A 14,836-nucleotide genomic window follows, 5' to 3' on the forward strand; every position below is an offset into this window, starting at 1 on the left:
TTGATTTATAGTGCGATCGCTTTTTCTGTAGATGTGGTTCAAAATGGTTGATAGCGGACTGAAAAATTAAAGCCATTCTCTTGCAGTGAAGTCCCCCGATCGCTTGTAAGCTAATCGGCATTCAAGCTGCAATATAGCTGAGATTGCCTTTGTTTTTGATTTGGCGATGCCACTTAATCACTAACTCGCCTTGATTCAAAAGCTTATCTAGCAGTGATTTTAATTCATCTACTGATTTAAATAAGCGATGAGCAATATATTCTTTACATGAGTGCCAGACTAACTCAATAATATTGTAATCAGGGCTGTAAGGGGGTAAAAACTCTAAAACAAAATTTGGGAACTCTTCAGATATTTTAGCTATAATGTCTTTGCGTTTATGAAAACTAGCATTATCTAAAACTAAAATAATCTTCGGCCCAGATTTTACAAAATCTTCGCCAAGGTTTCCTTTACTTATCCACTCCTGTTTAATTAATTCAAATAATAGTTGTAATTGCTCGTAAAAAATATCTGCATTACCTTTTTTCACGAAAAAGCATACCCGCTTTCGGTCTAATTCTCGGATTGCTCCCATCACATTAACCCGACCACAACGCCGTTGCCCTGGAACATTTTTACGTTTTCCTTTTTTACTCCAATTCTTGCGTCGAATTACACGTAAACTAAACCCGCTCTCGTCCCAAAACCATACCTGTAGACGCTCTGGCTGTTCTCGTGCAATCAATAAATATTGGGTAAGTTTTTCTTTAAATTTTGCTCTATCTACTGGATTTTGTTTATCCTTTAGATCATATTTAGCCCAAATATAACTATACTTTTTTCGCTTTAATATCCTCCTCACTTGAGAGCTACTTAAATCAATACCTGTTTTCTCGGTTAAATAAGTAGCTAATCTTTCTGCTGTCCATTTCCCAAATTCGTAACCTAATGATGAGGGTTCTTGAGCAACAGTTTTTAATAAAAGTTCAATATATTCAGGAGTGGCTTTTCGCCAATGTTCGTACTCTCTTTTATTATGTAAGGTTTCTAAATTATCTGGATCTCCATGCATACACCAATATGCCACTGTTCTATGCGAACAGCCTAAAAATTTTGCAATTTCGTGTTGTGGCTTCCCATCATTTTGCAGAAGAATAATTAGAATTCTTTCCCTAATATGCGGTAGGTTGCTCTCTTTTAGAGCTTCCTGTAGCTTGCTGACTTGCTCCTGTGTTAAAAAGTTCTTGGCTGGTGGCGGCATAGGTGCTTTGAAACGGCTTCATCTTCTTATTATGCAACTTAAGTACCGATTAGCTTACCCATAAGTGGTATACCATAGTCTGCACGTAATACCAATCCGTTTAAAGGTTGCCAGTTCAAGCCTAAACCCAGGCTAGCAATGGTTTTTGGGTCAGCATTAATACTGCGATTGTTCCAAGCTGTGCCGATATCAAAAAATGGTATTAGCTGTAAAGTTTCCACATTTGATGCTAGGGGAATACGAACTTCCACGCCTCCAATTACCCCATTGTCAGCAACAATTTGATTTTGACTATAGCCACGCACTGTATCTACTCCGCCAATACTGATTTTTTCTAGCGAAAGTAAGGAATCAGGGGTAAGTTGAGTGTTAACTTTGGCCAACATCAAAATGCGGGGAGACAGCCGTTGCACCCCTTGAAATTGTCCTACCCAGGAGAAAAAACGCCCATCAGTACCACTATCGTTGATAGTTGGATCAAAAGCATCGATGCCAAAACTAAATTGCGATCGCGCCGCTAAGACACTGTTAGCATTACTTTGTAACCAATCTTGCGAAAAACGAATTACCGTAACTCTTGATTCCCCATCTTCAGGCCCTTCAGTAAAGGAGAAGGGAATATCATTGAGGATGTAGGTTTGACTGCGCCGTAAATCGAATGCCAACGAGAGAGCAAATTCGTTGTTTGGCGTGTAGGTTAGCGGTTGACGGATGTTAAAAGAAGGGTTTCGGCTTCACTGCGGATATCTAAGTCACGAAATTCGCTTTCAATAATCCGGCTAGCACTGTTACTATAGCGGACACCAATAGTTCCATCTAGAGCGTTAAAGGGAATAGAATAATTGATATTGTAAATATCTAACCCTTCACTACCAGCATATTCAGCACTGAATTTATCTCCAAACCCTAATAAATTATCGTGAGCAATAAAAACACTCCCTTGTTCTGAACCAACGCTAGGTGATTGATTATTTGCAAAGTTCACCCCAGCATGGAATGGTGGCGATTCGGTAATTGTCACCTGTAAAATATTGCCACCTGGGGTGCTACCTGCGGTTAACTCGGCATTGACTCGTTCAATTACGGGGTCAAGTTGTAATAATTGCAGCGCTTCTTCAATGCGTTTTTGGTTTAAAGGCTTACCCGTCAGCCGTGCAATCCGGGAACGCACGTATACAGTTTGCAATCTTTCTAACCCTAAAATAGAAATTCCTTCAAGTTCGCCTTCCACAACTTGGATTTGCACAACACCGCTAGCGATATCTTGATTGTTGGGAATAAATGCACCACTGCTGATATAGCCATTATCAACATAGAGTTTGGTGATTTGCGATCGCAGTTGCAATAATTGCTCAAATGTGATGTTTGTATTTTCTAAGGGTTGTTTTAACTTAATGATTTCATCTTTTAAAACAGAATAGCCTGTGACTTGGATTTCTTTGACAAAGAAACTTTCGCCGCTAGGAAAAGTGGTATTAGGTTGATTTTCCTGTTGCGGTGATGGGAGTATAGGAACAGTTGGTGCAGGTGGAGGGGGAGCAATACTTGGTGATGGTTGAGGAATGATTTCTTCCACTTTCTGTGGAATATCAGGGGGAATTGTTATTCCAGAAGGGGGTGTCGATTGGGCAAATACTGCGATTGGAGTGATGTTTATGCAGGAAAATAATATGAAAAAAAGCTTTTGAAATCGAAGGTAGGAACCCATTGTTTATATAATGTCTAAAAGATAGTGTCTAAATTTTTGCAAATTGCTATCAGATACCTAAGTAAGTGGGCAGTAGATAATTGTCATTGGAATAAGGCAATAGGTATAAGGATTTTAGCCTAGTTCGTTGTTCTTTACATAGTTTGATTTTATTGTGCAAACTTATTTACCTAAGAGGATAAAATATCCAGATAGCCGACTCTATTTTATTTTTGAATAAAACTCAGTACATCTTTATTACTTATTCTCTGTTTTGTGTTTTCTTTCTCTACAAATGATTTAGGAATCAAATCAGAGTGCTATATCCGACTTCTATTTAATAAGTAATCAAGCAGACATGATACTAGTAGAGCCTCTGTAATTGTGTTCCCAGACCTCAGCGTGGAAAAGAATATTATTATTTAATTAAAATACCATAATAGATTTATTGATGATTGCATAAAAGTGCAATCATCAATAAATCCCATTGGGAAATTCCTAATATTCTTGATAGTCGCCTCCATGACCGTAAAAAGTTATTCCATAGGTGCTGCAAAGATTAGCTTGACGCATGAGATCATAAGTGCCATCGCTATAAACGGCTTTAACATCATAGGTACATTGATTGCTGCTATTGCCAAATGTAATCATGTCAAATGAACCGTTAATAATATCTGAATTGAGAATATTATTACCCCAATATCTAGATTTTGCTGAGGATACATATAGTTGAGTAACTTCTAACTCATTGTTGTTGTAAACTAAAAAATCACAGATGTCATTTGCCAGAGCATTTTGACTTGTTAACGGTACTATTGGAAACGCTAAAGTTGTTACCAAAACTGTATTGCGAACTAGTTTAGAAAACATAATACACCTCTCAATCTGAATTAGTAAAAGTTACAAAAAATTTCATCAGCAACGGTTGATAAATTAATGATTTTTGTCTTTTTCGATTTATGAACCGTTTCTTTAATACTCAGATTAAGGTAAAGGACTAGGTAATGCATTCACCATTTATGCACATATACATGCCTAATTTGTATGGTGCGATCGCATAATAGTACCTGCTATTTTGCAGAAAACTGTATATAGGATTTTGTAATGTTGCCCGTCAAAAATATAAATATTAGGATTTACGCAAAACTACACGCGGTAGGGGCAATACCCTGCGGGAAGCCGAAGAAGCATCTACATGAATTACCCCTACCTGGAAATTAGGGGTTGGGCTATTCTTTGCGTAAGTCCTGAATATCTCTCACGCACAGGCGCATTCCACGCAGTCGTTCCTGCTTTCTTCACTCGACTTTATCCAAAATTAAGAACTTGGTTTTCTTTATCCGGCAAAAACCCTGGCTTTTTGGCAAATACTTTTTTCACACCACAGATTCTCGACGACGAAAACTATTGTCTGTATTCTCTTCACCGCCGATGGTAGCTAAATGATTAGCAATAGTAGCGATAGTTAAAGGGTTGAACGAGGTCAAGATGTCAACTTTAGAAGTTTTAGGGGCTGTAGAGATAAATTCAGAATGTTCAATGGCTGTCAACTTTCGCTAAATTGGAAAAAGGAAAACTCAAGGAAATCTTAAATGTCAGCACAATTGTTACTGGTGGATGATGAACCAGGGATACGGGAAGCCGTGAAAGACTATTTGCAAGAGAGCGGTTTCAGCGTTCAAGTCGCCAGTAACGCCCTTGAAGGTTGGGAATGGATGCAAATGAATACACCTGACTTAGTGATATCCGATGTCATGATGCCCCAGGTGGATGGCTATCAGTTCCTCAAGCAACTGCGAGAAGACCCCCGCTTTCAAGCACTGCCAGTAGTATTTTTAACTGCTAAGGGTATGACTGGCGATCGCATCCAAGGCTATCATGCTGGTGTTGATGCCTATTTACCCAAACCCTTCGATCCTGATGAGTTAGTGGCTATAGTCGAAAATTTGCTAGCCCGCCGCGCTGCTAAGGCTACAACTACAGGAGATGACGCTGAAACACCCGATCTTGCTGAACTAGCTAATCAAATTGCCCAAATTAAAGCATTATTAACCCAAAGAAATGCCATTTCCCAATCGCCAGCCCCTTTTAAAATTGATTTGACTCCCAGAGAACAAAGTGTTTTAAACTTGGTCGCTGAAGGGTTGATGAATAAAGAAATCGCCCGTCGTTTGGAAACCAGCGTCCGCAATGTAGAAAAGTACGTCAGCCGTTTGTTTAGTAAAACTGGCACTAATAGCCGTACAGAGTTAGTTCGTTTTGCTCTAGAACACGGTCTGGCTAAATAGGCATAGGGCATGGGGCATCCCTTCGGCTCCGCTCAGGGCAGGTGGGCATTGGGCATTGGGCATTGATTATTATTGTTTTCTCCATCCCCCTCATTCCCCTCTGCTCCCCTGCTCCCTGCCTGTGGGTAATTGGTAATAGGTAACTGGCTGCCAAACCATAACCTAATACTGGTAATAGATAAAACATAAGTATTTCAGCAAATCAGGCACTTAGCTAAAGTAAAAAGCTAAAAGAAAGGTTATTTATGTTTAGTTTGGTCTTTTAGGTTTTCATTGGATTTGCGCCTGTTGTCCAATTCCCCATCTGTAAAGACACAGGTTTTTTCTTCCTGCAATTTTTTGATAAAAACTCGGTAAAATGCACCCGGTTGAGTTTTCTCTCAGATTCTACCAGTACCCTTTGCTACAAAGTTTTTTAATAGAGGAAACTGTTCCTGGGACTTTGTGCTGCTAAATAAGACTTTCACAAAGTAGAAATCATAATATTTTGATGAATTCTACTTGCTGCTTAGTTTTTATTGCAACGGGGCTCATGGGATCAACATTTGATTTGATGCCCAATTCATGCTTCTCACTACTTAAATTACACCTTTAAGTTTGTGGATTTTCAGCAGCATTACGCAAGCGCATAAGCTGACGTCGCATTTGAGGTGAAGCTTTAAACTCAGACACTTCCTGCGCTTTAACGGACGCTTGTAGCGTCTCTAGAAAGTCATCAGAGCCTTCGGTCAAAGCATCAAGTAGCACTTGTAAGAGTTGCTCGCGATCGCTCAACAGACTCTTTTCCTCAATCAACCGGAATTTGAGATGGATTTCGCACTCATAAACACCTACTTCGAGATTATTTATCTGGCGTGGTAATGCTTTGGAGTTCATAACTATTGAGATTCCTTTACTTGGTTGTCATGAGGGTAAGGAGGTAGATGTCCAGCAAAAATTCTTTATATCTCTTTTGAATCCAAAGTGCTTGAATTAAGAATTTTTCTTCATCAATCACTTTTGTAATCCATTTCACTCTCCTGTGTTTTATTTACAAGCTAAATTTTCACTGTTTAGATTTTGATGTTCCTGTGCTAGATGTAGCTTATGGTAAGCCATAACTATTATTCAGTTTTTAAGATTCTACACAATAAAGTTTCTGTAAGAAGTTGTTAAACCTTTTTAAAGCTTTTTACATCAACTTTATGTGAACGTCAATAACAGTTGGACTTGTTACTTTAATTTTGGTGTTTATACGTAAGTAAAATCGCTTAATTTTTTTGAAATTATTACAGCCAGAGGTCGATGTAGCACTATTCAGTAAAATTACTTGATGTACGTTTTTTGCAATAGAAAATTCCGAAGAAATTCGTGAGCAGAATTATTAAGGTAAAAACTTTTGTTCTGCATAAAAAAATGTACACAGATCAAATTATTCCTAGTGAGTGCTTCATCTTACTGGTTTTTAGGCTTGATAAGTGAGAAAATACTAGCAGCAGTTAAGATTCACACACCACTTTGATTTGTTTGTATACCCTAAATGAAAAAGTAATTTTTACAGAAAAAGAATTGAACTACTGTCAGTACTCGCTGCTAAATGTGTCTTGAACTCATAACAGAAGTAGTAAGTTAATCAGTACAGGTGATATTTTTACTTATGCCTATTCAATATACCCTTTTGAAACTGCGTTCAAAGCTTGTAAATTGAGAGCATTCAAGCTTGAATATAGCGTTTACAATAATTTCAGTGTAATCCACCAAAATCTTACACCCTTTTATGGATAACCCGATGCTGCTCAAGTCCACAACCCGTCATGTCCGCATTTTTGCAGGCGAAATTGATCGGGATGGCGACCTAGTTCCAAGTCAACAGGTCTTAACGTTAGATATTGACCCAGATAACGAATTTAACTGGAATGAAGACACGCTGCAAAAAGTTTATCGAAAATTTGATGAACTAGTAGAAGAATCAAGTGGTGCAGACCTCACGGACTATAATTTGCGCCGTGTGGGGTCAGACTTAGAGCATTATCTGCGATCGCTCTTGCAACTCGGCGAAATCAGCTACAATCTGTCTGCGCGCGTTACCAACTACAGTATGGGAGTCCCCCAAGTTGCAATTGACGACAAACAAGTAAGCTAAAGAGTTGCTAGGAGTCTGCCTGAACCCTTCTGACAATTCAGGCAACTCATCTGCAAAAGCCCACGAAAAATCTAACCCCCTTCCCGACGTAGGGAGGGGGAATTCATCCGGTACTTTTGCCAAAATTATATTTGCTATTCTTAATTCTTAATTAAAGTTAATTGTTGCTATCCTACTTATAAACTAAATAAATGCCAACATTCTCTGCCTCTTGATGATGCGATAATTCAGCAAAAGCTTGGGGCACAGTTATGCTTGGGTTATGCTTTGTTAACAGGGTTGGAGCTAGTTGCTTTGGCGATTGAGAGTCACAGAGCAATAGAAGCTATGATGAGGCTGGAAGGTTGACTTAGGAGCGTGTTTTTTAGATAAGTTAAGTATTAGCACCTGCTGATATCCGCCAGCTAAAATCATCATCTAAAGTCTGGGTATGTCAATTTTAAGAAAGATGAGCGGTCTAGATTGTCCCTACTAATGCTGTTAAAGAAATTGCCAATCGCTGATCGGTGCGGAAACTATGGAAAATGACGCGGCAACGCTCTACTGTCCAAATGAAAATTGTCAGGCTGCCAACCCCCTGACTCACAAGTTTTGCCAGCGATGTTCCACGCCCTTACCCAAAAATTATCTCTGGGCTGTGGTAGATGGCCAAGGTGTGGGTAGCCCTGGAGAAATATTAGCCGATCGCTATTTAGTCGTTGATAAATTTGTTCTTTTAGACACGAAACCTGGTTTATTAGCGCTAACGCCTGAATTAGAGAATTTACAGCCTCTAAGAGCTTACCTGAGACTCATTCCCTACCGCTTACATGTACCACAGGTATATGGAGTGATTTTTATAGCTGACGGATCTTCCCATGAGAGAGAAATATTACTCTTAGAAAAACCGCCACTATTAAAACCGCCACTATTAGTAGATGACACAATCCAACAAGTATATTTGGGCAGCGAGTTAACCACCGCTTGGCGTGATGCAACATCGATGCGCCAACTCAATTGGTTATGGCAAATAGCTCATCTGTGGCAACCTCTAGCAAGTGAAGGTGTCGCTTCTAGCTTGCTTGACTCATCTGTATTACGGGTAGAAGGATCGTTAGTCCGGTTGTTGGATTTGCGTTTCGACAGCGAAATATCACCAGAATTGCCGCAGTTAGGTGAATTTTGGCAGCAGTTGGTTAATGATACCAAACCAGCCATAACTGAATTTGTTGAGCAGGTTAGTCTTTCTTTAATTCAGGGAGAGATTAACTCAACTGACCAATTGATTACAGTTTTAGATCAGGGACTCGCACAATTAGGGCGATCGCAAACGCCCACGATCAAAATTATCACCAAAACCGATACCGGGCCAAGTCGCCAACGCAACGAAGATGCCTGTAGCCCTCCCAGTGGAACCCTAGTAAGCAAACCACCCCAGCCAACAGCTTTAGCAATCGTCTGTGATGGCATCGGTGGCCACGAAGGTGGCAATGTTGCCTCAAATTTAGCCATTGAAACGATCCAGCAGCAGGTACAGCAATTAACAAAAGTTCCCTACGACCACATAGACCCCTCACTTTTGCTGAATGACCTAGAAAAAGCAGTGGCAATTGCCAATGACAAAATTAGTCAGCGCAATGACAGTGAAAACCGCCAAGGGCGGCAACGCATGGGCACAACTTTAGTCATGGCGTTGCCTGTTGCACACGAAATGTATATTACCCATGTGGGTGATAGTCGTGCTTACTGGATTACCCGCCAAGGCTGTTATCAAGTTACCCTTGATGATGATGTCGCTTCCCGTGAAGTGCGGCTAGGCTATGCCATTTACCGCGATGCTGTACAACAAAGTTCGGCAGGCTCTCTCGTCCAGGCTTTGGGTATGGGGCCTAGCACTTCATTGCATCCCACCTCGGCACGGTTTATGCTCGACGAAGATGCGATTTTTCTGCTCACATCCGATGGTTTGAGTGATTTTGATCGGGTGGAGGAATACTGGGAAACAGAAATTTTGCCGATTCTAGTTGGGGAAGCAAACATCGCCAATGTTGCCGATAGATTAATCGAAATCGCTAATACTAAAAACGGACACGATAATGTCACCATCGCTTTAGTCCATTATCAAGTCCAATACTGGGAACCAGAAATTACCATCAAAGCCTTCATTCCAGAGAATTATTCTGCCAAAACTGTTGATTTTGCATCCAGGGCAACAGATGCAACTCTTTTAGGTAGCCTAAACCACAAAACTCAGGTGATTCCCGACACTGAGCCTGCTAAAAATCGCCAATTACCGCTACAGTGGATTGTTCCTTTAATATTTGTGGTGATAGCAGGCTCTTTAGGACTGTTCGTGAAGGAATTGCGATCGCCATCAGGCTTATTTCCATTTCTTCCCAATCCCACACCAACTCAAAAGCCTACCACCCAAGCAACACCCACAGCGCGATCGCTTGATAACCTTTCTCCTGGCTGGGTAATTCAAACCAACAAGGAAATCCCCTTGAGAAATAAACCATCGCTTCCCCCTGGAGCATTTTTACAAGTTATCAACACAAATCCAAATCCCAAATCTGCTTCTGGAAATCTTTCGGTTTCTATGCGAGTCTGTCCAAGCACAAACACGCAAACTCCAGCTAATACTAATAAACCAGCAGTAACTTCCTCAGTTCCACCCAATTTGAAACCTTTACCGGAACTAGTATTGCTGGACTTATCCCAACTAAAAAGCTTTGGTGTATCTGTTTTACAATCAGATGTACCAAATCCATGTCCAACCATTACGCAACCGTCAGCTACTCCATCATCTGGCACCAGTCCAACTTAATTAAATACTCGATAAACTGGTAAAAACCTGGAATAATAACAAGTAACAATCAAAGTAAAAAACTTACAAGGTCAAAAAATAGAAAATTTTCACCTTGAAGAATTGTTATTTTAAATTATCAAGAAAGGCAGGAGGACGTTCGGCGATCGCTCAGTCGAGCCGCAGAGGGCAGTTATTCCTGGAGAAAAACTACCTGAAGTTCGTGGACTCGCTTGCCGCCGGCGCTATCCTACCTCCTGCCTCCTTCCATTGTTTTTAGCTTTTAGTTTTATGAATCCATGCCATCCCTGAATTTGGCGATCGCCCGTCTCTTAAACACTGGCACTGACAACTTCGCCATTTGGGTGGTCAAGGCTCCCTATCCCAGTGGCTACGTTTTACGTGACTGTGTATGGCCTGTTGAACTCAATCAAGTTTGGCAAGAATGGCAGCAGATGTTTGCTGGCCATAGTCGGCTAGATATTTCCCCAAACTCAACATTTCAAAAGTCAAACCAATTCTCCATCGATTTGATTTCACCCCCTTCTGGTCAAACCACTGGGCCTTACAGCAGTCGTCTGATGCAATACTTGGGAATGAATTTATGGCGCTGGGTATTTGACGGGCAAATTCTCGGTAGTCTAGAACGCAGTCGCGGGATTGCTATGGGTCAGCATACACGTTTGCGCTTTCGGCTAGAAATTCGTGACCCGGATCTCATCGCTCTCCCTTGGGAAATTATGCAGCGTGAGCCTGGTCAATCGGCAATGTCTCTCTCCCAAGATTTGCTATTTAGTCGTACCAGCAGTGAAGTTGACCCATTACCTTATTTGCGAACTGACCAGGCTTTAAGTATTTTGCTGGTTTTAGGTCATGATGAAAAGCTGCAACTAGAACAAGAAGCAGCTATTTTACAGCAAAGTCTTGTAGATACACCTGTGGATGGTAATTCTCAAAGATATGCACCTTGTATAGTGAATCAACTTATACAACCAACTCCACAAGAGTTGATTCAAGAATTAGAAACCAAAGCATACAACGTTTTCTTTTACGCTGGACATGGTTTGCCAGGAGCAGATGGAGGATTACTGTTTTTGCGACCAGATATGCCCCTGAATGGGATCGAATTGGCGCAAGTATTGACCCGTACAGGTGTGAAACTAGCACTTTTCAACGCCTGTTGGGGCGCACAACCAGCTGCTATTAATCATCAAGCTATACCTGCCAGTAGTTTAGCCGAAGTACTGATTCGTCATGGTGTGCCTGCCGTTTTGGGGATGCGCGATGAAATCGCCGATCACGAAAGCCACAGTTTTATTCAAGCGTTTACCGAAGCTTTGCGATCGCACAAACCCATAGATGAAGCCGTATCACTGGCTAGACAAGAGTTATTAACACTGTATAAATTTAATCAACCAGCTTGGACTTTGCCTGTTCTCTACCTGCATCCAGATTTTAATGGCGAACTCATTAAAAATCTAGATGAAGGGATTACCGAACTGCCAGACACAGCCATTCCTGATATCGGTTCACCGCTTCCGACTGCTTCGTTGCGATCGCTCACTCCCAAAGGTAAAACCTGGTTGTTGCGTTATGGAGTCACCCGCATTGGTCGCACGAAAGATAATGATATTGTCATCGCCGAACCATCTGTATCCAAGCGCCACGCCGAAATCTTCTGCCGTAATACTCTTACTGACGCTACATTGGTGCGAACTTATTATTTGCAAGATTTTTCCACATACGGTACAACCTGGTTTTTAGGCCCTAATGGATGGCAACAAATCCTCCGAGAGGAAGTACCCCTGAAATCGGGAATGCAGTTAAAGTTTGGAAGTGCTAGAGGCGAAACTTGGGAGTTTATTATTGAAGACTCCTAGTATAGCTATTGTAGAAATAGATTTTCATGTTTAACATCAGCTTTTAAAATCTATTTTTTCCAGAGAAAAAATTAACTGTTTTTGCGGAAATCTATTGTAAGGAATTGTAGTTGTCAATACCACCAAATAACCGGGAGAAAATAAAAAATGGCTAAACAAATTAACGGCTCAGACACCTTCTCTTCTTTGCCATCTCAAGTAGATTTAGATTTATTAGAAGCACTACTAGAACCAGACGATGCTACCTATCCCTGGAATCCAGCTGATGAAGAATCAGAAGCTTATTTTCAGGAATTAGAACAACAGTTCGAAATGCAAGATTTAGTTGAGGAAGAACTGACGACGCGATCGCAAGATTTTTATAGTAATCTGGATACACTTTGGTCTAATATCTCCCTTACGTCAAGCTATAATGACGATCCCCAACAGGCACTGGTGGTAAATCTTCAAGAAACACTACGTAGAACTTTTGCCGCCTGTGTCCCCCAAACATTGCTCAATACCATCGCCCAGAAAGCTGCTGAGATTTTTGCTGCCCAGCAATCAATAGGTGAACAACTAGTTGAGTGCGTTCAGACAGTATTACCAACTTGGGGAACTGAGGATCTTTTAGTTTTAGCTCGTCCTTTTGCTTACGCTATGCGAAGTAGCGAATCGAAAAACGCGGCATCTGCCATAAGTAATCTTAACAATAGCGAGTGGACAGCTTTATCAGAAGTAGAGAAAGCAAAGGTCACTTTAGCGATCGCTTCTTATGCTTTTACTCAACTCAACCAGTCTCAGCCTGAACTATAAAATAGAGAACAGGTGACAACTGGTGGGTGACGGGCAATAGAAAAAGTAGAGAAAGCTAAAATTTTCATCATGCGCTGTGTTCGCATAGCCCACGCTTTGTAATCGCTATACGTTTAGAGTCATCTCTTGCAAAGATGTTGATTTGCATTCCGCAGAGGCGCAAAAAAAGAGTCGAAAATCAAGACTTTTGCAAGAAGTTAAATGATTTCTATTTTTTAGGCATAATCACCCCAGAATAAATTTACGGTACGCTTATTTTCTGACTAGGCCATCTATCCAAAGATATAAATATTCAAATTATTCCCTTGCTCCTCTGCTCCCTGATTCCAGCTTTTTCATCTTTTATTTTGGGCCTAGAAATCGGGTAGCGAAATTTTGCGATCGCGTCGGTGATAGTGCCCGTGCCTTGAGAATTGCCGCCATCAAAAAGGCGTAAGATAACACCCCAACAACTACCAACAGTAAGGCATTGATAGATCCTGTAGCATTCCACAGAGCATGGAGCGCAGCAGCACTAAGATAACCAATAGAAAGAATTTGCCAACTTCTACTGGGCTTGAGAACAGCCAACCCGATAAAATAGCCCAGGTAGCCACTATAAGCCATGTGTCCCGCTACAGAGCCTAAAATTCTCGGAATTAGCAGTTGTAAACCCGCTAGTTGACCAGCAGCACCTATGCCTACCTGTTGTGCAATATCGGGCACATATTGTCCAAGAGTTTCCAACAGAGTGAAGCCCACAGCAGAAGCTGTTCCCAGGAGAATGCCATCTAGGGGTTCCCAAACGCCGATCTTTTCCCGCCAGGGTGAAGATAACATTCTACCGATGGCAAACGCCCCTAACACAGGTAATGCCTTGAGTAATTCCTCCATCAACCCAGCACCAAAAAACATCCGTACCAGTAACTCTGTAAAGGTGGTAGATTCTTGGGGTGAGGGCAAGTTTCCAGGAAGAATACCGCGAAACACGAAAATAAATAGATCCAACAGTGGACTGAGTAAAATCAACGTTGTACTCAATGCCGCAGCCATTAGCACCCACCAAGGCTTTTGTTTACCGCAAAGTTGGTAAACAAAATAGTAGGCAGCGAAGGCGATATAAGTTGCAACGATAATTTGATTAGCTTGGGGCTGACCGACTGTAGCAAACATTAACACTACAAAGATTACGGTCAGTATTCCCGGTACGAGGTAAGCTTTCCGAGTTAAATCTTTACCAGTAGAAATAATGGGGAAAAGCTGAGTGAAGCTAACAGAATCTGGCTGCTTTAATTGTGTGTGGCCGTGGTAATTTGTTGCCGAAGGTAATGGTGTAACTTGGTTAACTGTTGTAGCCGGAGCTTGGTAAGTAAATTCGTACTCAAAAACGTATTGCGGGCCATCAGCACCTAGAGAAATGCGATCGCCTGGGTGCAATTCCTGACATTCATACAAGCGTTGTCCATTCAAAAAAGTGCCATTAGCACTATTTAAATCACAAAGCACCCAGCTGAATTTACTATCTGGCGATAAAGAGAGGGGACGAACCACCGCATGACGACGAGATACCATTCGGTACATCATGGCATCCAAGACAACTTGGCAGCTAGGGTCGCGTCCAATTACCATCTCTTTGCTGGGGGGCAGCGAGTAGCGAGATTCTGATCCAGAAGCTGCCCCATTACCAGACACTAGCCGCAGAAATGCATTATGTCTTGCGTTTTTGCCTGTCATCGAGTTAGTGTGCGTTTCTAAACTAATTCTTCTTCATATAATTTGGCAGCAGGACTAACCTTAGCCACATTAACAGCAGCATTGCTAAATCCACTATAGCTTCACTTACTGCTAAGAAATTTAAAATTCTAGATGGGAAATTTCAAATTGTTTCACCTAATGTTAATAAGTATTCCATGTACTGAGAGTTTGTCCTAAATAGGCTTGTCATGCGGATGAATCAGACTACATGATTTGTCTGCTTTTGACATCCTAGCGGTAAATTTCATCCAAAGCAATTTATCAAAAAACAGTAGTTTTTACTGCATTTAGTTTCATTTAGA

Annotated in this window: 10 protein-coding genes and 1 pseudogene; 5 read left to right on the plus strand and 6 right to left on the minus strand. The window is 41.1% G+C overall.

Going from position 1 to position 14,836, the window contains the following annotated elements; genetic code table 11:
• Window positions 1-121: 121 nt before the first annotated feature.
• From FBB35_RS18355 to FBB35_RS18370, 4 genes and pseudogenes are all read right to left on the minus strand, one after another.
• Window positions 122-1,243, minus strand: a complete 1,122-nt coding sequence (locus tag FBB35_RS18355; protein ID WP_174709027.1) for an IS630 family transposase — start codon at window positions 1,241-1,243, stop codon at window positions 122-124.
• 38 nt (window positions 1,244-1,281) lie between these two features.
• A pseudogene (locus tag FBB35_RS18360) lies at window positions 1,282-2,951 on the minus strand (ShlB/FhaC/HecB family hemolysin secretion/activation protein).
• Window positions 2,952-3,428: 477 nt separating this feature from the next.
• Window positions 3,429-3,800 carry a hypothetical protein gene (locus FBB35_RS18365; protein WP_174710850.1) on the minus strand — a complete coding sequence of 124 codons (372 nt, stop codon included), beginning with the start codon at window positions 3,798-3,800 and terminating at the stop codon, window positions 3,429-3,431.
• Window positions 3,801-4,306: 506 nt separating this feature from the next.
• Window positions 4,307-4,480 carry a hypothetical protein gene (locus tag FBB35_RS18370; protein WP_174710851.1) on the minus strand — a complete coding sequence of 58 codons (174 nt, stop codon included), beginning with the start codon at window positions 4,478-4,480 and terminating at the stop codon, window positions 4,307-4,309.
• A 42-nt stretch (window positions 4,481-4,522) separates the two neighbouring features.
• Between FBB35_RS18370 and FBB35_RS18375 the strand changes: the two genes are divergently transcribed.
• Entirely contained in the window at window positions 4,523-5,218 is a 696-nt protein-coding gene (locus FBB35_RS18375) for a response regulator transcription factor (protein WP_174710852.1), read from the plus strand.
• 591 nt (window positions 5,219-5,809) lie between these two features.
• On the opposite strand, the gene FBB35_RS18380 is transcribed toward FBB35_RS18375, so the two are convergent.
• Window positions 5,810-6,094 (minus strand): Npun_R1517 family heterocyst differentiation transcriptional regulator, encoded by a 285-nt coding sequence (locus FBB35_RS18380; RefSeq protein ID WP_069070488.1) that lies wholly within the window; start codon window positions 6,092-6,094, stop codon window positions 5,810-5,812.
• A gap of 880 nt (window positions 6,095-6,974) precedes the next feature.
• Here FBB35_RS18380 and FBB35_RS18385 point away from each other — a divergent pair.
• From FBB35_RS18385 to FBB35_RS18400, 4 genes are all read left to right on the plus strand, one after another.
• A complete protein-coding gene (locus FBB35_RS18385) occupies window positions 6,975-7,340 on the plus strand; it encodes an NAD(P)H-quinone oxidoreductase subunit M (RefSeq protein WP_174710853.1) in 366 nt (121 codons plus the stop codon).
• Window positions 7,341-7,857: 517 nt separating this feature from the next.
• Complete coding sequence (locus FBB35_RS18390; RefSeq protein ID WP_174710854.1) at window positions 7,858-10,146, plus strand: protein phosphatase 2C domain-containing protein; 2,289 nt, start codon at window positions 7,858-7,860, stop codon at window positions 10,144-10,146.
• A gap of 278 nt (window positions 10,147-10,424) precedes the next feature.
• Complete coding sequence (locus tag FBB35_RS18395; RefSeq protein ID WP_174710855.1) at window positions 10,425-12,005, plus strand: CHAT domain-containing protein; 1,581 nt, start codon at window positions 10,425-10,427, stop codon at window positions 12,003-12,005.
• 147 nt (window positions 12,006-12,152) lie between these two features.
• Entirely contained in the window at window positions 12,153-12,800 is a 648-nt protein-coding gene (locus FBB35_RS18400; RefSeq protein ID WP_174710856.1) for a hypothetical protein, read from the plus strand.
• Window positions 12,801-13,142: 342 nt separating this feature from the next.
• On the opposite strand, the gene FBB35_RS18405 is transcribed toward FBB35_RS18400, so the two are convergent.
• Entirely contained in the window at window positions 13,143-14,513 is a 1,371-nt protein-coding gene (locus FBB35_RS18405; RefSeq protein WP_174710857.1) for a PrsW family glutamic-type intramembrane protease, read from the minus strand.
• Window positions 14,514-14,836 lie beyond the last annotated feature (323 nt).

Origin of the sequence: Nostoc sp. TCL240-02 (assembly GCF_013343235.1) — a bacterium.
Taxonomy (GTDB): domain Bacteria; phylum Cyanobacteriota; class Cyanobacteriia; order Cyanobacteriales; family Nostocaceae; genus Nostoc.